15 protein-coding genes are annotated in these 18657 nt (G+C 47.9%); 6 read left to right on the top strand and 9 right to left on the bottom strand.

Annotation, left to right across the window (positions count from 1 at the left end; all coding sequences use genetic code 11):
* The first annotated feature begins 21 nt into the window (after positions 1–21).
* The 3 genes from H6F74_RS02520 to H6F74_RS02510 all read left to right on the top strand — a co-directional run bounded on the left by H6F74_RS02520 (position 22) and on the right by H6F74_RS02510 (position 2936).
* Positions 22–1083, top strand: coding sequence for an ABC transporter substrate-binding protein (locus H6F74_RS02520; RefSeq protein ID WP_190435814.1), 1062 nt, complete (start codon positions 22–24; stop codon positions 1081–1083).
* Positions 1084–1254: 171 nt separating this feature from the next.
* Entirely contained in the window at positions 1255–2100 is an 846-nt protein-coding gene (locus tag H6F74_RS02515) for an ABC transporter permease (RefSeq protein WP_190435810.1), read from the top strand.
* Between the two features lie 65 nt (positions 2101–2165).
* Complete coding sequence (locus tag H6F74_RS02510; RefSeq protein ID WP_190435808.1) at positions 2166–2936, top strand: ABC transporter ATP-binding protein; 771 nt, start codon at positions 2166–2168, stop codon at positions 2934–2936.
* Positions 2937–3029: 93 nt separating this feature from the next.
* Here the strand turns inward: H6F74_RS02510 and H6F74_RS02505 are convergent, their stop codons facing one another.
* The 9 genes from H6F74_RS02505 to ahcY all read right to left on the bottom strand — a co-directional run bounded on the left by H6F74_RS02505 (position 3030) and on the right by ahcY (position 15581).
* On the bottom strand, positions 3030–4217 hold the full coding sequence (locus tag H6F74_RS02505) for an aspartate aminotransferase (RefSeq protein WP_190435806.1): 1188 nt from the start codon (positions 4215–4217) through the stop codon (positions 3030–3032).
* A 134-nt stretch (positions 4218–4351) separates the two neighbouring features.
* The gene (locus H6F74_RS02500; RefSeq protein WP_190435803.1) at positions 4352–5491 is read right to left on the bottom strand and encodes an iron-containing alcohol dehydrogenase family protein; all 1140 of its coding nucleotides are present in this window, start codon (positions 5489–5491) and stop codon (positions 4352–4354) included.
* A 140-nt stretch (positions 5492–5631) separates the two neighbouring features.
* Complete coding sequence (locus H6F74_RS02495; RefSeq protein WP_190435800.1) at positions 5632–6150, bottom strand: Ycf51 family protein; 519 nt, start codon at positions 6148–6150, stop codon at positions 5632–5634.
* Between the two features lie 6 nt (positions 6151–6156).
* Positions 6157–6639, bottom strand: a complete 483-nt coding sequence (sufU, locus tag H6F74_RS02490; protein ID WP_190435797.1) for a Fe-S cluster assembly sulfur transfer protein SufU — start codon at positions 6637–6639, stop codon at positions 6157–6159.
* Between the two features lie 42 nt (positions 6640–6681).
* Positions 6682–7032: an HNH endonuclease gene (locus tag H6F74_RS02485; RefSeq protein ID WP_190435794.1), complete on the bottom strand. Its 351-nt coding sequence runs from the start codon at positions 7030–7032 to the stop codon at positions 6682–6684.
* 38 nt (positions 7033–7070) lie between these two features.
* Positions 7071–11675: a CHAT domain-containing protein gene (locus tag H6F74_RS02480; protein ID WP_190435791.1), complete on the bottom strand. Its 4605-nt coding sequence runs from the start codon at positions 11673–11675 to the stop codon at positions 7071–7073.
* A gap of 248 nt (positions 11676–11923) precedes the next feature.
* A complete protein-coding gene (locus H6F74_RS02475) occupies positions 11924–13297 on the bottom strand; it encodes a DUF3370 domain-containing protein (RefSeq protein ID WP_190435788.1) in 1374 nt (457 codons plus the stop codon).
* Positions 13298–13547: 250 nt separating this feature from the next.
* Entirely contained in the window at positions 13548–14153 is a 606-nt protein-coding gene (locus tag H6F74_RS02470) for a DedA family protein (RefSeq protein ID WP_190435785.1), read from the bottom strand.
* A gap of 150 nt (positions 14154–14303) precedes the next feature.
* Positions 14304–15581 (bottom strand): adenosylhomocysteinase, encoded by a 1278-nt coding sequence (gene ahcY, locus H6F74_RS02465; RefSeq protein ID WP_190435782.1) that lies wholly within the window; start codon positions 15579–15581, stop codon positions 14304–14306.
* Between the two features lie 261 nt (positions 15582–15842).
* Here ahcY and H6F74_RS02460 point away from each other — a divergent pair, with 261 nt between their 5' ends.
* The 3 genes from H6F74_RS02460 to H6F74_RS02450 all read left to right on the top strand — a co-directional run bounded on the left by H6F74_RS02460 (position 15843) and on the right by H6F74_RS02450 (position 18470).
* Positions 15843–17498, top strand: a complete 1656-nt coding sequence (locus H6F74_RS02460; RefSeq protein WP_190435779.1) for a mechanosensitive ion channel family protein — start codon at positions 15843–15845, stop codon at positions 17496–17498.
* A 241-nt stretch (positions 17499–17739) separates the two neighbouring features.
* Positions 17740–18009, top strand: a complete 270-nt coding sequence (locus tag H6F74_RS02455; RefSeq protein WP_190435776.1) for a hypothetical protein — start codon at positions 17740–17742, stop codon at positions 18007–18009.
* Between the two features lie 92 nt (positions 18010–18101).
* Complete coding sequence (locus H6F74_RS02450; protein WP_190435773.1) at positions 18102–18470, top strand: hypothetical protein; 369 nt, start codon at positions 18102–18104, stop codon at positions 18468–18470.
* The last annotated feature ends 187 nt before the right edge of the window (positions 18471–18657 follow it).

Raw genomic sequence — 18657 nt, 5'->3', positions numbered from 1 at the left:
GTAGGAAAAAGGGGGATTCTCATGAAAAGGCGATCGCTACTGTCCTGTTTTGCTCTCTTTTTAGTTAGTTTAAGTCTTGCCGTGGGTTGCACTAATCCCGCAGTTTACATTACCACCACTACCGATACTACTTCCTCCGCAGTGGCGGCTGACTCAGTGAATGCAGGTGTGGCGCGTTTGGGATTCAGTGCATGGCCCGGTTGGTTTCCCTGGCAGATTGCCTACGACCAGAAGATATTCGATGCTAAGCAGGTGGGGGTGGAACTGAAATGGTTTGATGGCTATTTGGAATCCATCAACACCTTGAGTGCAGAGCAAATCGATGCTAATAGCCAAACCCTAAACGATACCCTTAGCGCGGTATCTGGTGGCGCAGATCAGGTTGTAGTGCTAGTGAACGACAACTCCACAGGTAACGACAAGGTAATCGTCCGGGAAGGCATCAACTCCATTGCCGACCTGAAGGGGAAAAAAGTCGCAGCTGAAGAAGGTGCCGTCGATCACTTCCTGCTGCTGTTGGGACTAAGGAAAGCAGGCTTAACTCAGAAAGATATTCAATTCGTCCCTCTGGAAACGGGGAAAGCAGCATCAGCATTTGTAGGCGGACAAGTTGATGCGGTAGCAGTATTTGCTCCCTTCACAACCCAAGCGCTGAAACTCCCAGGCAGTAAGGAACTTTTCAGTTCCAAAGACTTTCCAGGGGCAATTCCCGACCATTTGGTAGTCACTCACAAATTTGCAGACGAACACCCAGAACGAGTACAGGCAATGGTCGATGCCTGGTTTGCCACCCTGGACTACATGAAGCAAAACCCAGACAAGGCGATCGCAATCATGGCAAATCGGGCGGGAGTCAGCGTTGACGAATACAAAGAGTACGCCCAAGGCACCAGGATCTTCTCAGTTGAGGATAACCTGAAAGCCTTTCAACCGGGTAACGATATGACCTCCCTGATGTTCGCATCTCAGGAAATGATCAAATTTTTGGAAGAAGTGGGTCTAGCGGAGACACAACCAGACCTCAGAAGGCTATTCGATGACCGCTTCATCAAAGCCTATGCCCAAAAAACCATGAAAGCATAGCTATCCGGCAGTTCTTGCTGATCAAACTGCACAACCCTTAAAACACCTTCAAAATCCTCTAGCAATCCTAATATGAACTTCTCCCTTTCCTCCTCTTTGCGCCCTCTCTTGCCTGTGCGGTTCGTTTAAAAGGTAGTCACAACTGGGTCGAGGATTGCTACAGAGGAATTTATGAGTCAAAGCCCTAAATCGCACGAGTCTTCCACCGAATCAAAAATGTTGCCTTCCACTGTTTTCTGGCGCATTGGCGAAGACATTCCCAAACCTCTGAATACAGCATTGATCGCCACTTCCATTGCACTACCCCTACTACTGTGGTGGCTGGTGACAATGTTCGGGAACATCGATCCGAAATTTTTGCCCTCTCCTGCCCAAGTTATGGCGGCATTTGGACGGCTGTGGAGTACCCGCGAACTCCTCAAGGACACAGTAGCTAGCTTGTGGCGGGTTGGTGTTGGGTTTTTGCTGGCGGCAATTTTTTCCATCCCCGTGGGAGTCCTGATGGGCAGTTTTCCCAGTATTCGGGCATTGCTGGAACCGCTGTTCGGGTTGATGCGCTATATGCCTGCGCCCGCTTTCATTCCTCTTTTCATCCTCTATCTGGGCATCGGGGAAGCACCGAAAATTACCCTAATCTTCATCGGTGTCTTTTTCTTCAATTCCCTGATGGTGATGGATACTGTGAAATTCGTGCCTAAAGAATTGATTGAAGCTACCTATACGCTGGGGGGGAACCGTTGGCAGACGTTGTTTCAGGTAATTTTTCCGCACGTTTTGCCCGGAATCATGGATGCCTGTCGAATTAACTTGGCAGCAGCTTGGCAGCTGGTGATTGTCTCAGAATTGATTGCCGCAACGGAGGGGTTGGGCCGTCGGATTAGCGTGGCTGGTAGGTTTCTCAAGACTGATGAGATTTTTGTCGGGCTAATTGTAATCGGGGTTATCGGGCTGTCATTCGACCTGTTATTCCAGTACCTAATGCGGGTTTCTTGTAAGTGGGCAAGCCAAAAACGATAGATTTCCGACTTATCAGCGTGTGTCGATCCTAAATATCCATTTAACGATTTAGAGGTTTTAAAGTTATGTACTTGCAAATCAATAATCTGCACAAGCACTTTAATACAAAACAAGGAAATTTAGTTGTCCTCAAGGACATTAATATGACGATTAAGGAAGGCGAATTTATTTGTGCTGTGGGAGCATCTGGATCTGGTAAGTCCACGCTGCTACGGCAAATTGCCGGACTGGATACCCCTACGACAGGGGAAGTTAAGATTGATGGCGTGCGCGTCGCCGGGCCAGGGCCGGATCGGGGGATGGTGTTTCAGCACTACACGCTTTACCCGTGGATGAACGTGCAGGATAATACAGAGTTTGGACTAAAACTTCAGGGAATATCAAAAAAGGAAAGACGCGATCGCGCCAGTTACTATCTGAGTATAGTCGGGTTAACGGATTTTGCTAGATCGCTGCCCAAAGAGCTATCCGGCGGCATGAAGCAACGAGTAGCGATCGCCCGCGCCCTTGCTTCGCAACCTAAAGTTCTGTTGATGGATGAACCTTTTGGCGCATTGGACATTCACACCAAAGAATCTATGCAACAGTTTATACTGGAACTTTGGGAACGCAATCGTCTCACGGTTTTCATGATCACCCATGATGTAGAAGAGGCAGTTTTCCTTTCTAACCGAATCTACGCCCTGAGTGCGCGTCCCGGTACGGTGAGCAAAGAAATCCCCATCGAATTGCCCAATCGCACCCATGCTGTGAAGCGCCACTCTATTTTCCACGATTACAAGGATGAATTGATGAACTTGCTGCGGAGAAATTCCTTGGAGGCGGTGGCTGCATAGATATCTATACGGTTCAATTAAACAGGCAATTACCTGTAGGCAAGACGACCGCCTACAGGTAATTCAATCTATTGAGTGCTAACCGGAGATGATTTACGGCTGATAGCGGATATTCGCTTCTTTAAAGCGGCGCAAGGCTTCACCCAAGCGATCGCATTCCGCAATCAAACTTACTCGCACGTAACCTTCACCGCCAGCGCCAAAAGCATTCCCCGGCGTTACAACCACACCAGTCTGCTGCAACACTGACAAGGCAAAATCTGTGGAACCCATACCCACCGGACAAGGAACCCAGAGATACATTGTGGCTTTTGGTTTGGGAATATTCCAACCCAATTCGCCTAAACCTTGAATTAGAAAATCGCGGCGACGACGATAGCGATCGCATACCTGATTGACATATTCATCTGGCAATTCCAAAGCTGTTTGGGCAGCAGTTTGCAAAGCGGCGAAAATGCCATAATCCAGATTAGTTTTCAGCGTCCGCAAGCCTTGAATAATGTGTCTATTTCCCACCACAAAACCCACGCGCCAGCCAGCCATGTTATAAGTTTTTGACATGGTGTGAAACTCGACACCGATATCTTTGCCGCCGGGAATTTCTAACAAGCTAGTCGGCTGATAACCATCAAAGGCTAACTCTGCATAACACAAGTCATGCACGAGTAAAATTTCGTATTTTTTAGCAAAAGCAACAATATCTTTGAAAAATTCACGGGGTGCTGTCGCGCCAGTGGGGTTACTGGGATAGTTGAAATAGAGAATCTTAGCTTGTTGGGCTACAGAATCTGGAATCGCACCGATATTGATTACCCAGTCATTTTCTGGTTTCAAAATCAGCTGGTGAATTTTGCCGCCTGCGATCGCTGGCCCCCGAAAATGAGCCGGATAAGCCGGAGAAGGTACTAAAACCAAATCCCCCGGATTGATATAAGCAAGCGCCAAGTGAGTCAACCCTTCCTTAGAACCCAATAGCGGCAAAGCTTCGCTATCCGGATCGAGGTCAACATCATAACGACGACGATACCAGTTAGTGATAGCGCGACGGAAACTGCCAGTACCTTCAAACGGGGGATAGCCGTGATTTGCGGGGTTGTGCAAAGCTGCGATCGCTGCCTCTATCACTGGCTGCGGTGCAGGCCCATCTGGATTCCCCATTCCCAAATCAATTAAATCCAACCCCTGCTCCCGCGCCCTAGCTTTCAGTTCATCCAGGCGGGCAAATACATAGGGCGGCAGGGCTTGCAGCCTTTCGGCTGGGCTAATCCAATCTAACGTCATCAGACCTATCCGTAAACTGGTGTATATTTTCAGCGAGGCAGCGCTCTAAATCCTTATTAGGAATTGGAACATGAAATGCCACCTCTTAACTCAATCAAAACATTTTTAAAAGATAGCTAATTAATCGCCAGCCATTAGCCATTAGCTATTGACAGACCAATTGTAGTAGAAACCATTGCCGCCATCAGTTCGTCAGGCACAACTTTAAAGGGTAGCCGATGGATATCAGAATTAGCAGCGCAGGCAATTTCAGCTGCTTGCCGCAACTGAGCTAAAGTGATGTCACCTAAACCCAGATCCTCCAAAGTTTGAGGCAGCCCAATCTCAGCGTAAAACTTTAATAACTGTTGTCTGGCTGTAGCAGCTAATTGGTTGCCTTGTACCATTTCTTCCAAACGCAGCTGTGCGAGAATACCATAGGCGACTTTTTCCCCATGTATGGCACCATGAGCTGCCGGGATGTGAGTCAAACCATTGTGTACGGCATGAGCTGCTACTGTACGACATTGAGCGCCGCCCAATCCACCAATTACCCCAGCTAGTAAAATTGTGGCATCGACAACATCGCGCCAGGCTTCACTACCTGGTTCAAGGAGGGCGGCCGCACTCTTTTGAAACAAGATATCGCGCAAGACTCTCGCCTGTTGAACTGCGGCAATTAGCAAACTTTGCTCAGAATGACCGCTACTCACAGAAGCTTCGTACCACTTTGCCAAAGCGTCGCCAATACCAGCTACCAGGGTGCGTTGCGGGGCAGTCTGAATCAAATCGTAATCCAGCACCAGCAAATCTGGACAGCGGTCGAGGCTGACATCGTACAGAAAAGCTCCGGTGTCAGAATAAACGTTGGATAGGGCTGTCCAAGCGGCGCAGGTAGCTGCTGAGGTAGGAATAGTGACTACTGGCAACCCGCACTGATGAGCGAGTAATTTGGCGGTATCTAATGCTTTTCCGCCGCCGATGCCGATAATCAGATCGGCTTGGGAATCTGTGGCTGCTTGTCGCAGAGATCCTAGGCTGGCTTCGCTACAATCTGGACTATAAGATGCTGTTGCAAAGCTTAATTGCTCTAGAACGGCTTGCAATTGGGGCAGTGTGACGGCAAGGGTGCGATCGCCTCCCACAATTAAGGGACGATGCCCCAAACGCGCGATCGCTTCTCCCGCTTGCGAGAGCGCCTTCTGACCCCGCAGCACCCGACCGGGAGCTACACAGAGTGAAAACAACGAAGTAGCGGTTTGAGTAGACAAATCTGGCAAAGATTGGTTGGGCATAGAACGAACTATTTTATTCTAAATAGGGGTATCTCTCAAGATTTTTCTTAAAAAAATTTACAGCGAATAAATAGAATTTTCCTGAGGCGGTTGCTTCCTGATACTGGAAGCAACCGCCTCTATTTCATAATGACAAACGCTCAAGCGTTGGGTTTTGGCAGTTGGGCGATATTTTCCGGATAAACTTTAATAGCCAACTGGTCATCATCGCGGGTGACGAGACTCCGCTTCACCTCACCCAAGTAAAGCGGTTTAGAAACTCCTGGTTCTGGATGGATGACGGTGCGTGCGCGAATAGTGAGTTGATTGTTTATCTGACCTAAACGACCATAAGAAAACAAGTTGGTGGCGGCTTGACGCAGCGTTGCGTCCAATTCTGTTTCGGTAATTTCCGGAGGAACCTTGATTACTGTCTGCGCGCCCCCAGTGTCATAAACCAGCTTATAGCGCACCGCACCCGGAACTACCGGGTGGGTTAACGGCACCAAACCCAAAGCAAATAAACCACCAGTCAGTACGCCCATAAAGCCAGTGATACCGACTAGGCGAAACCGGATACCCCATTGCAAAATAAACCCCAGTCCTGCCAAGACACCGCAGGCTAGAGTGAGGATACCCGCCCACTTGGCATAGTTTAAAAAATCAGCAGTCGTTAGCATGGCAGATCAAGCGTCTTCTTTTTCATTACTGATAAAGCCATTTCCTGAATTGCCATTGGGCAATTCCAGGGCAGCTTTTAAAGTATGCCAGGTAAGGTTAGCGCATTTGATTCTGACTGGGAACTGAGAAACGCCTTGCATGACGTTTAGCTTTCGCTGTTCTTTAGGAAACTCAGCTTGCCCTTTCATCATGTTTTGGAAGCGTTCAACCATTTCCAGCGCTTCGCTTACACTCTTTCCTCGTAAGGCATCCGCCATCAAGTCAGCAGAAGCCATCGCGATCGCGCAGCCTTCTCCTTCAAACTTTACTTCTTCTATGGCGTTGCCTGCATCGTTCAGATGCAACGTCAGCTCAATCGTATCGCCACAGGAAGGATTATGTCCTTTCTGATACCGATGCACCGGATTAGTTTTGCCTTTGTGCCGTGGCTTTTTGTAGTGTTCGAGAATGACCTGTTGATAAAGGTCGCGCAGGTTGCCCAGAGTCATGAGTGGATAAGTATTAAAATTTATGAATCCTTCTCGATCCTATCAGTGTCTCTCAATTTGGCAGGGCTGGTTAACCTCACTCCCAGATTTCTCTCCCAGTTTTTGCTTCCTAGTCTCTGTAATTTCGTCGATCCGATTTTGCACCTGTTGGCTTACCCCACTAATTTCCTCAGCAGGAATTTTCCAAAGCTTTTTTATCAGCCATTCGGGAACTGGGCTAATTACCATGTGACATCTGCCGCAAAGTGTTATCAAATTACACAAGTGATCAGTTCCACCTTTGCTTCTGGGAATAATGTGATGAACTTGTCCGCTGTGTTGTTTGCCGCAAACTTGGCAGGTGCGGTTATCTCTTTGCAATGCTTGTTGCCTAATTTCTCGCCAAGATGACATTGGGGAATTGTTTATATTTTATTTTTTAACCGTTGTTTCTACTCCGCTTCCCCAATTAAGGTAAATGCTGCCCAGTCTAACGGGTCTGGATACTGTTTCATCGTCGCTAACATTGCGCTTCGCAATGCTTGGGCTTTATTAGGGTTTGTTTGCAGAGTTCGATACAATTCTGTCATTAGAAGGTTAGTTGGCTCATCAGGCACCGCCCACAAGGATACGATCGCGCTGGGTACTCCTGCGGAAATGAGCGATCGCGATAGCCCGATAACACCATCTCCGGTAATTTCACCGCGTCCCGTATTACAGGCACTCAATACCACAAGTTCAGCATTTAGCTTCAAGTCAAAGATTTCTCCTGAAGTGAGGAATCCATTATCATTCTTTGATGGAGCTAGAGCGATCGCGCCGGGAACGCCTAATTCTTGAATATCATCAAGTAATCCGTGGGTTGCTAGATGAATCAGCCGCGCCTTAGACATCTGCGGCACAATATTAACCTTCGTTGCCTTGTCGCCAATAATCGCCGTGGTGTTCAAAAGTTTAGCAATCGTCTGTGCTTCCTGTTCTGCACCCGGTAATGGGTCTAGTTGCTGAGGCGTTTGCCCTGGCTGTTTTGCGGGCATTGTCGGCATTGTCGGATTGCCCACCACTAACACATCTTTGCTATGTTGAGATGTTTTATGCAACGTCGTTATACGTTGCTGTTGCTGGCGCGTTAAGTCTAGCACCTCAATAGATGGAGCTGTTAGTATTGTGTGTTGCTCGACTAAGTATTTGCCATTGGCAGCTTTTAGCGCCGGGAAAGGCAGCAGGAACAACCTGTCTTGCGGGATAAATATTACGTGGGAATTTGGGTCTTTGGGCAGGAATTCAGCAATCGGCTGAATCAGCACTTGATGAAGTTTCTCTCTAGCAGCTTCTCCTTGGCCAAGATTAGGGCCGTGTAAAATACGACTGTCAGCCAGCAAATCTTCAAACGATTTTTTTTGCCGCCGTAGCTGTTTAAGGTCAACTGAGCGAAACGCCACCTTACCTGTAGGCTGAACTACCCAAATAAAGAGTTCAGAGGCCTTACCTCTGAGTTTACCTTGTACTTTGAATTCTTCTTCAGGAACAATTGAATATTCAATCAGCGTGGCATTTTGTTCTTTAGCAATTCTTTTAATTTGCGCGATTGTGGGAGGGTTTAAATTAGTTTTAGATCGAGCAGATTTTTCAGGAGATAACCGCTGTTGCAGTAACTCCACAAAAGCACGGGCGCGTCCCCGTTCAGAAATTTCCAGAGCAGAATCTTCTTTTTTCTGAGCGATTAGGATTTGTTGCAGCAGGCTGTAGGTAAGAACTTGCGTATCAAAAAGTGAGACATTGTGGATATCATTTAATCCCGATCGCAAAGATTCCAAAACTTCAACTGCATCGCGGAGTTTTTTTTCTGCTTCTGGGAGTTTGCCAGAGGTAAATAGGGTATGTCCTAGATTATTCAGAGCCATTCCCTCGCCGCGTCTGTCACCAAGCGATCGCGCAATCTCTAAACTTTTCTTGTGATATTCAATTGCTTTGGCGTACTCACCTGAATCTTCGTAAGCAATTCCTAAATTCGAGAGTGCTTTCTGCTGCAACTGGCGATCCCTAGTTGTGAGAGCGATCGCTAAACTCTGGTGATAGTAACCAAGCGCTTTGACATGATCGTCTTGAACGTGGTAAGCAGATCCGAGATTGTTTAGGGAACTTCCTTGTCCTTCCTTGTTGCTAATTTGTCGGGCAATCGCTAAACTCTGTTCGTAAGATTTAACTGCTTCGTCATACTTGCCCAAATTAGCGTAAATAGCTCCCAAATTTCCTAATGCTGTCCCTTCCCCTGAACGATCTTTAATTTCCCGTACAATAGTTAAACTCTGCTGATAAGACTTAATTGCTTTGTCATATTCACCCAAAGCTTCATAAGTATTACCTAAATTTACTAAAACCTGACCCTCTCCCTGACGGTCTTTGGTTTCCTGCATAATCGTTAAAGCTTGCTGATGGGATGCGATCGCGTTTGCATAATTTCCCAAAGCTTTGTAAGCAATTCCCAGATTTGAGAGTGCTTGCGCTTTCCCAGTGGAATTGCCATTTTCCCGCCCCATAGTCAAAAATGGCTGTAAGAGCGCGATCGCATCCCTGTAGTTTTCCTGAACCAGAGAAGCCGCACCCAGAACACCTCTAGCAGCAAGTTCCCCCGGAACGTCTTTGAGTTCCTGGTAAATTCTTAATGCCTGTTGCCAAGACTGGATGGCAGATTGAACCTTATTCGGCTGATACTGCTCAAAACCTTGCTGTAATAGTCGATCTGCCGCCAGTTTACGGCTATCTTGAGCTGACGCTGATGTTACTGGTGCGGCGGGTTGTTCTTGCAAACAACGCGGATCTCGCAGTTGCAGATTTTGCGATCGCTGTTGCAATTGTGCAGCGCAAACAGCAGATGTTTCAGAAGTTGACAATTTCAGCCTTCCATCGCTGTTGCGCGTTACCCTGCCAGCATGACGTGCATTTAACCTGTTCTTGAGGCTGTCATCGACAACAAGAATATTATTACTACTCGCAGTCACAATAACAGGATTAGTCACAATAACAGGGTTAGCCACAGTACCCGGATTAGGTCTAAAGGGGATATCGTTGAGGAGTACGCCTGTAGAGTAACTACCCAACGGGTTGGTATAATTAGTCACAATAACAGGGTTAGTCACAGTACCCGGATTAGGTCTAAAGGGCCTATCTGGAACCGAAGGCAGAGGAGAAGGAAGAGGGGGAGGAGGCGGAGGTTGGGGACTACTGAAATACAGCGTACCGTTGACGTTGAGGAGTGTGCCTGGAGACGTAATGTTAGAAGCGCTGACTGCGCGGCCGAAAGTAATGTTACCTGTACCTGCACTCAGAGTTAGATCCAGAGGGGTACTGACTGCATTCAGGGTGCTTTTAAATACAATGTCACCTGAACGATTACCTGTGCTAATGGTTTCGCTACTGCCAAGGAGAACAGGAGCATCAAAGGTAATATTTCCCCCATTTAAGGCGATGGAGGCGTTTAAGTTGATGATGATGGTAGAAGTGAATGTAAGATCGGAGGAATTGGCATTGCTGCTGGCATCAATGTCGCTGTTAATAGTGATGTTATTTGTGGCGATAATTGAGACATTTCCTGTAGCCAAAATGTTCTCAATTTTGTCGGCTGAAATCAAAAATGTGTTGCCTGGATCTCTAACGAAGATTTGTCTGTCGTCTAGCTGGGCAAGATAATGCACAGTATCGCTAATAACAACGTTGGGAGTATCTAATAATAGTTGACCCGCTTTTCCAGCAGTTGACCCTACGTTTACAACGCCGTCAAAAGCTAGATTTTTCTTCCCAGATACCTCAACGAATCCACCGTTACCGAAATTGGTGCCACCTTTGTTGCTAATATTTCCGAAAAAATCTGTCGTCTCATCTGCCCAAACAATAACTCTACCGCCATTGCCATTACCAATAGCATCAGCTTTGATAGTTGCGTCTTTGCCTACAAATGTTTGAGTGGCGTTCGGTACTTCACCTTTACCCTGATAATCGCCGCCAATTAAGGCGGTGCCTCCCTTTCCATCTCCAGAGACATCGATTTGAGCTTGTTCCACTAACGCAACTTTGTTACCCAGCACTTCCACAGTGCCTCCAGCTGCACCAGATGTCTTATTTGAGGCATCAAGAGTACCGGACACAATAGTAGTACCTGCGTCACCGTTTATCTGGATGCCAGACCCCGTTAATATTACCTGTCCATTGCTGTTAACTGTCAGTTCCGTAGCATTGCCTGCACCCCCGCCAGTCAGCAATTGCGGTAATGTGGGAATCGGCAACGTCCAGTTTCCAGGTTGAGTGTCCGTCGTTGCCAGTGGTTGGATTTCTAAACCTAGCAGCAGTCCTTGCTGAGTTATGCGGAGTATGCGATCGCCAGGTACGCCTGCTACAGTGATGTTACCTCCTGGTGCTTTTAGTTGCCCCGTACTGACAACTGTGCCGCCTAGTAAGGTTAAGTTTTTTCCCTGCGTTACGCTGAGGTTGCCAGCGTTGACAATGGCTCCCGGTTGACTGACGGCGAAAGCAAAAGCGTTGGGATTGCCCGTCAGTGCGGCGTAGTTCTTGTCACCCAGTGCGTTGAACCAATGCGAACCAATGCCAATGCTGGTGGCTGTAGTCGCTGTGAAGGAAGCAGGTACGTTGAGACTACTTCCAGCGCCAAATACAATGCCTGCTGGATTCATCAGGAAGAGGTTAGACTTCCCATTTGTAACTTGAATCAAACCGTTAATAATCGAGGCATCGCCACCAACGACGCGGCTCAAAATATTCTCAATACCTGGTTGGGAGAGAAAGTTGGCAATTTGGTTTGAGTTGAGTCCGAATTTCTCAAAGCTGTGGAAAAGATTCGCCCCAGATTGCTGTCCGCCGCTGATGTCGAAGCGAACCGAAGGTCGTCCTTTTAGGACATCGCTATCGCGGATAATATTGGTGCCAGTGCCGTCAGCCGCAGGAACAATAGACGTTTGAGCCTGTACCGATTTACTGCTGATAACTCCTAACAACGGAAAAACTACCAGCAGACAACGCAGGCTTCTCCCAGCATTATTCATATAACTCTGGCCAAAATTATTACTTTTGCCGAAATCAAACGCTTTCTGGCTGCAATAATTACCCTAAAATTTTTTCTCTAATTTGGGTTTGTGCAGCTTGCATCTATTTTTCCCTTACTTTTTTAGTATTTTATGTAAACTTATTCTTTTTTTTCGAGCAATACTTATACTTATACGTAATTTAATTAAATTATGGTTAAATTCCTATAAAAATTATATTAAATTTGATGTAAATGTTTGGTGTTGCTTCATTTAACAAGAGCATCTTCGGACGAATTTGCTTGGGTTCTCACAGTCAAAACCTGCGGCGGGGTAGCATCTGGGGGATAGAGAAAGTCTACTTGCACCAAACGTGTATCCCCTGGTGGCATCTTCAACGTTACCAAAGGTTCTCCCTGTTGACCGCGACGCTGTACTAAATGCACGTAACGAATTTGCGGCAAACCTCGGTCATCGTTATAGCGGAGTTGGACAGTACCACGGAAAAAGACTTGCGGTGCGGGTGGTTCCAAAAAACGCAGTCCCCCTTGCAGCTGATCCTGTTTAATCGGTGTTTGGATAGCCACAGTCACAGTTTGGGCGTTGCTGGTGTCATTGATTAACGGTAAACTCAGGCTGTAGTGAATGCCGTAGTTGCCGTGAGCGCGATAGGCGGTGTCTGGATAACGCACCTTCATCGGCGCACTTTGACTCTGGTTGGTGCCTAGCGTGCCACGAGGTAAGGTATTCAAAGCATAGGAAAACGCCGATCCTCGCGGGGGAATGCTGCGATGCTGGGCAGATGGAACTTCCACCAGCCTAGCTTTCCACACAGAACCTTGGGCAACACCAGCAACACGACCGTAGAGAAATTGGCCGTTGCTTCGTTCTGGTGGTGTGGGAGCGCGATCGCGCGGCCCTGCTAAACTACCAGTATTTAACAGCGTCTGCCATTCTGACAAAGTTGGCGCTCTTTCACTGCCATCAGGATTTTGCCGCGCATACATCCCTAAACTAGCAATATACACATTCGCGTCGCTGTGCAGCCGCATCAACGTAGAGCGACCATTCAACGGCGGCGTTAGCGTCTTCACCGGAATCGGCTGATTAAACAACAGTTTACTTTGCCCTGGTGGAATGACTAACTGGGCGGGAAAACCTGCCTGACGAATGCCCCGCAAGATGTCATTACTTACGCGATCGCCTGGGCCAGCGTAAACTGTACCCAAGGGATTCTCCTGCACAGAGGGCATCGGTACAAACGGCGCATCCGGCTGACTCAGATAACTCGCCGCCTGCAAGATATCCACCTTCACCGCCTTGGTACCGGGATTATGCACAATTATCCCCAGATAAAGAGTCCGCAAGTCTTCTGGAGTCGCCGCCTTAGCGATGTGGTGGGCAAACACATCAAAGCGTCCCTGGAGTGGCAAATTTAAGTGAGCATTTGGGATTTTGCCAGTAGGGGGAAATGTAGACAGCAAAATCCCCTCTGTCTGCACCAATTCCGGACTATTGCTATTAAAAACTGGAACCTTATCCAGTTTTCCTGGTAGGGGGAAAACCTCTTGAGGTTGCACCACTTCTTTTGGTGCAGGTATTGGTTCTTGGGCAAGAAGAAAAAGTAGTAAAAATGGCAGCAATTTTACCTCGACACAGATTAAATTTACGACTTTTTATAAACTGAAATTTTGCATCCCTATCAAATCGAGACTCTGCCTCCCGATTGTTTACAATGGTGCATTTCAGTTTATCAGAAGTTAGGATTTACTTTTTACCGCATGGGTATTGTACACCAAATACGGTAAATTAAAAGGCATTTTACATTTCCCTAATTAATATTATTAGGAGGATAAAATCTGGTTTAATTCAATTTAAAACGCCTCTATTTCTCTAAGTTTGTTTCTTCTTCCGTTTCATCACCAGCCAGATAACAAAGGCAACAACTAGAACCACAAACACAATTTTAGAAACCGGGCCAAGATACTGCTCCACAAGCTCATAGTTGTCTCCCAGGGCGTATCCGGCATAAGTCAGCAAACCCACCCATAATGTAGTGCCAAGGGTTGAGTACAGTAAAAAAGGCACCAACGGCATACCGCTGATGCCTGCCGGAAGCGAAATTAAAGTGCGAACTCCCGGAACCAAGCGGCCGTAAAACACTGCTTTACCGCCGTGCTTATCAAACCAATTATCTGCCTTGTCGATATCCTTGCTGGATAGCCCAATCCACTTGCCATACTTGTTGGCTAATCGCTTTAAATTTTCCTCGCCTACGAGTTTGCCCACATAGTACCAGGGCAATGCGCCCAACATAGTTCCCAACACTCCTGCTGTAACCGCCAGCACAAAGTTCATATTCCCTTTTGCCACCGTAAAACCTGCTAGCGGCATGATTAATTCTGAGGGAATAGGAGGGAATAGGTTCTCCAAAAACATCAGCAGTCCTATTCCGACATACCCCAGAGATTGCATTGTGTTGGTTATCCAATCAACCATTGAGTGAATTCCTTTGATTAATGGCGTTATTACTGAGATACTGCACTAAAAACTGAGGCAGAGCCTCTATATCTTCGTTCCCAGGCTGAACCTGGGAACGAGGGAAAGCAGGCTCTGGCTCCCAAATAACTAATGACTACTGGCTACTTTTTATGTGCCTGAAGTCCAAGAGTTGATGTACTCGATTTGATCTGGGGTCAGGCTATCAATTTGAACGCCCATTGCTTGCAACTTCAGCCGTGCAATTTCTTTGTCAATCTCGACTGGAATGGAGTGCAAACCGGGTTCCAGCTTGCCTTTGTTTTTGACGAGGTGTTCGCAAGCTAAAGCTTGGTTGGCAAAGCTCATATCCATAACTGCGCTGGGATGTCCTTCCGCAGCCGCCAGGTTAATTAAACGCCCTTCGCCTAGCACAATAACAGATTTACCATTCTGGAGGCGGTATTCTTGGGTGAAGTTCCGCGCTTCCTTAACTTCAGTCGCTTTGGCACCCAAGGATTTAAGGTCGATTTCGATGTCGAAGTGACCGGAGTTGCAAACCATCGCCCCGTCTTTCATGACATCGAAATGCTCGGCGCGAATGACGTGCTTGTTGCCAGTGACAGTAATAAACAAATCGCCTACAGGGGCGGCTTCTGCCATTGGCAGCACTCGGAAACCATCCATCACCGCTTCAATCGCTTTGGTGGGGTCAATTTCGGTGACAATCACGTTGCCACCCATTCCCCGCGCCCGAAGTGCCGTGCCTTTGCCGCACCAGCCGTAGCCAGCAACGACAATGGTTTTACCAGCTAACAGAACGTTGGTGGCGCGGATAATCCCATCCAGGGTGGATTGCCCGGTGCCGTAACGGTTATCGAAGAAGTGCTTGGTGTCAGCGTCGTTGACATTGATGGCGGGGAAAGTGAGAACACCATCTCTGAACATGGCGCGCAGGCGGACAATGCCGGTTGTGGTTTCTTCAGTGGTGCCAATCAAATCGGCAATCTGGTGTTGACGTTCCTGAATCAGGGTAGCAACCACATCGCTACCATCGTCAATGATGATGTTGGGTTTGTGGTCGAGGGCGATTTGCACGTGGCGAGTGTAAGTTTCGGCGTCTTCACCTTTCATGGCAAATACGGGGATGCCATGATCCGCAACGAGGCTGGCAGCAACGTCATCTTGAGTGGACAAGGGGTTGCTGGCAATGAGCAGGGCATCAGCACCAGCGGCTTTGAGAGCGATCGCTAGATGCGCTGTTTCGGTCGTCACGTGGCAGCAGGCAACTAAACGAATACCTGCCAAGGGTTTTTCTTGGGCAAAGCGATCGCGTATTTGCTTCAACACGGGCATCTCCCTACCGGCCCATTCAATGCGTTGTTTACCTAGAGGCGCGAGGGAGAGGTCTTTGACTTCGTGCTTGGGCTGAGTAAAAGTTGCAGTCATTAGATTGGCTTCTCAACAAAAATTAAACTTGCAGTTCTCACTAGATTACTCGACTGGGCAGGTAAAACGGTAGCCTCAGTCCTCAGATGGAAGTCCTGAATGCTTTTAAATGTTCAATGTAAAAGCACTTCTTGATTCAAAATTCAAAACTCAGACTCAAAATCACACGCATCTGGAGATGAGTGACTAACATAGGCATCTGTACTTAGTCTGCTTCAGACTGATGTACTTGTGTTCAAAAGCATATTCCGGAGGTTGGAAATGCGTTCTAAATCTGATTGGGCGAACCGCCCAAAGGCATTGGCAAGTCTAGCTGGATCAATTCTGCTCGCTGGGTGGGTAGTATCTCCAGTTCAGGCACAAACCCCACTGCCGCAGAATTTGCAACTGCCCATTCCCAGCTGGCCGCTGAATGACTCGCAAAGCAATATGGTTGCTGGTTGCATCCGTTTGGATGGTCGCTGTCTGTTTCAAGTCGCAGCACCAAAATCCGAGTTACCAGCGCGGATTCAAGATATTCAGCAGAGATTGGAAAATATTAGCAACCAATACTTGCAGGATGATGCCGCTAAACTGCAAGTTGAGATCGCAAAGCAAAATAATTTGCCAGTTATCGTTGTCAACGATCAACCTGTGCTGACGGTTACACAACCGGATGCGAACCTGCAAGGGGCAGATTTAGATACACGGGCCCAAAAGCTGAGAGAATCGCTGCAAGAGGGTTTGGTTCGGGCGAAACAGGAACGAGAGCCCCAGTTTATAACTCGATCTAGCGCGATCGCTGGTAGTTTGATTTTGGGGATGGTTGTGGCTAGCTGGAGTCTAGGACGTTGGCGCAAGCGATCGCAAATACGGTTAGCAGCATCCGCTAGTCCCCCAACAGTCCACCCAGTTACCACCCAGCTGACTCAACAGCAAAAGGGAAATTTACAAGAAGTTCAGCGCCGTCTGTATCAACTGGCTCAAGGCGGCATTTGGGGCGGTGGAGGGCTGATTATCCTGGGTTTGTTTCCCTACACCCGTATAGTTCAGGTTTTAGCCCTCTCTGCCCTACAAGTTCCTTTGCTGGTGGGAATTGTCGGACTGGGTACTTACGTGCTAATTCGTCTGTCCTACGTCCTGACTGACCGATTCGCCGCTGCTTTAGCCAGTAGTTATTTACTCACCCCAGAAGCCTCTCGCCGCGTGCAACTGCGAGTTTCTACCATTTCTGCCGTCACCAAAAGCATTACCACCCTCGGCTGCATCGGGATTGGCATCTTGGTTGCCCTGACTACCTTGGGAGTGAATATTGCCCCCTTGCTGGCTGGTGCTGGCTTAGTTGGCGTTGCCGTGTCTCTTGCTTCCCAAAACCTGATTAAAGATGCGATTAACGGCTTTTTAATCATCGTAGAAGACCAGTATGCCGTCGGCGATGTCATCGCTGTCGGAGATGTGGGCGGCTTAGTGGAATACATCAATCTCCGAATTACCCAAGTCCGCGATGCTGAAGGGCGATTGATCACAATTCCCAACAGCGAAATCAAAATAGTTGCCAACCTTTCCAGCAACTGGTCGCGGGCTGACTTAAATATCCCTGTTGCTTACGACACCGATGTGGATCAGGCGTTAAAGCTGATTGATGATATTGCCCAACAAATGAGCCGCGACCCGATTTGGCTACAGCAAATCTTGGAGGCACCCCAAGTGCTGGGAGTTGATAATTTTGGAGAACGGGGCGTAATTATCCGCGTTTGGATAAAAACCCAGCCCCTGAAGCAATGGGACGTAGCGCGGGAGTTTCGCCGCCGCCTGAAAGTGGCGTTTGATGAGGCTGGCGTGCCGATTCCGTTACCTCAGCAGGAGATTTGGTTTAACCAATCTTTACCAGCCAAAGCTCAGATGGATGGACACGAGTCTAAAATGCTAATCCGGTAGTTGCTGATGATTGCTGGTTCATGACGCTCAACTCTTGATTGATCAAGCGTTTCACAGATCCCCCCTTGCCTCTTTAATCCTGAGAAGGCAAGGGGGGATCTGTTTGTAGCCGCGCATTAAAAAAAAGCGTATAAATCGACCCTATAACAGCCATTTTTAGTACAAATATACTATAATAAAGAGGTGGGCTAATCAAGTCGAGCAAATGCCTGAACCCCATATGGAGTCAAGTTTTTATCCCATGACCAAGCACTACATTCTCACCCTCAACCCTTCCGCGCAGCATGAATGGGATCGTTGCACCTTGAGGAACCCGATCACTGCTGAACGCCCCGACTTGGCGGCCTTGATTGCCGATGCAGTGGGAGAGGAGGCTGGTTCTTACCTGGTTGCTGTCCATATCGAAGTTCAGGTTTTGGAGAAAGCCCCAATTGCCCAGCCAGAGAGGGTTTCGGTGGATGTGTCAGCAACGCAAAAGTCGCAACGCAAGGAATTAGTGGCGAAGCCTTGACAACATAAAGTCCAGAGCGAACGAACTCTCGCCCGCCTGCGCGGGCTAGTACAGAATTTTCTATACAAGTATTCTCCTCACGTAAGATGCAAATGAAACTGAGTCAATATCCAGCTCTGATCGCTCAAGCTGCACAAACTGTTAATGAGATAGATTCTCAGCTTACCGCAGCGCAAATGGTAGTTAATCGGATGGAAGCGAGTGCTGATAAAAGCGTAGCATTCGAGCCTGATTTGAAAAACGATAATCAACGCAAAGGTCGCCGCTTTGAATTGTTAATGGTGAATTTGGAGTACCAACACGCACTGAATACGGTGATGCGCTTAACTGCTGAACGGGCTAACGCCGTAGCTCATCTAGAGTATCTCCGCAACCAGTTTAGCGTTGCCAAGCTGGAAACGCGGATGGCGATCGCTAGGCAACTTGCTGGTTCCGAAGCCCTTGAATTAGTGGGCGTCTAACCGCTAAAAGCTTCACCGATTAACAGAAGATGGAATAAATCGGTGTTTCTACAAACAAGTAAGGTGGGCTTTTGGGTTGGGTCGAGGGGGAGTATTATCTCCCGCCCCTCCCAGTTAAATCCGGACGTGCCCCTTTCGGTGCATCCGGCTTCCGATGTTCTTAGCTTTCGCGTTTGCCCATGTGGGT

This window comes from Trichocoleus sp. FACHB-90 (assembly GCF_014695505.1).
Classification (GTDB): Bacteria; Cyanobacteriota; Cyanobacteriia; order Cyanobacteriales; family FACHB-T130; genus Funiculus; species Funiculus sociatus.
The sequence above is the reverse complement of the archived record's forward strand: the minus strand, read 5'-3'. Positions and strand labels throughout refer to the sequence as shown.

Excerpts from the sequence above, each read along its gene's own strand:
- H6F74_RS02515 (WP_190435810.1), top strand. The coding sequence starts at position 1,255 with ATGAGTCAAAGCCCTAAATCGCACGAGTCTTCCACCGAATCAAAAATG.
- H6F74_RS02485 (WP_190435794.1), bottom strand. The coding sequence starts at position 7,032 with ATGTCATCTTGGCGAGAAATTAGGCAACAAGCATTGCAAAGAGATAAC.
- H6F74_RS02495 (WP_190435800.1), bottom strand. The coding sequence starts at position 6,150 with ATGCTAACGACTGCTGATTTTTTAAACTATGCCAAGTGGGCGGGTATC.
- H6F74_RS02505 (WP_190435806.1), bottom strand. The coding sequence starts at position 4,217 with ATGACGTTAGATTGGATTAGCCCAGCCGAAAGGCTGCAAGCCCTGCCG.
- H6F74_RS02500 (WP_190435803.1), bottom strand. The coding sequence starts at position 5,491 with ATGCCCAACCAATCTTTGCCAGATTTGTCTACTCAAACCGCTACTTCG.
- H6F74_RS02480 (WP_190435791.1), bottom strand. The coding sequence starts at position 11,675 with ATGAATAATGCTGGGAGAAGCCTGCGTTGTCTGCTGGTAGTTTTTCCG.
- H6F74_RS02510 (WP_190435808.1), top strand. The coding sequence starts at position 2,166 with ATGTACTTGCAAATCAATAATCTGCACAAGCACTTTAATACAAAACAA.
- H6F74_RS02450 (WP_190435773.1), top strand. The coding sequence starts at position 18,102 with ATGAAACTGAGTCAATATCCAGCTCTGATCGCTCAAGCTGCACAAACT.
- ahcY (WP_190435782.1), bottom strand. The coding sequence starts at position 15,581 with ATGACTGCAACTTTTACTCAGCCCAAGCACGAAGTCAAAGACCTCTCC.
- H6F74_RS02460 (WP_190435779.1), top strand. The coding sequence starts at position 15,843 with ATGCGTTCTAAATCTGATTGGGCGAACCGCCCAAAGGCATTGGCAAGT.
- H6F74_RS02470 (WP_190435785.1), bottom strand. The coding sequence starts at position 14,153 with ATGGTTGATTGGATAACCAACACAATGCAATCTCTGGGGTATGTCGGA.
- H6F74_RS02455 (WP_190435776.1), top strand. The coding sequence starts at position 17,740 with ATGACCAAGCACTACATTCTCACCCTCAACCCTTCCGCGCAGCATGAA.
- H6F74_RS02520 (WP_190435814.1), top strand. The coding sequence starts at position 22 with ATGAAAAGGCGATCGCTACTGTCCTGTTTTGCTCTCTTTTTAGTTAGT.
- sufU (WP_190435797.1), bottom strand. The coding sequence starts at position 6,639 with ATGACTCTGGGCAACCTGCGCGACCTTTATCAACAGGTCATTCTCGAA.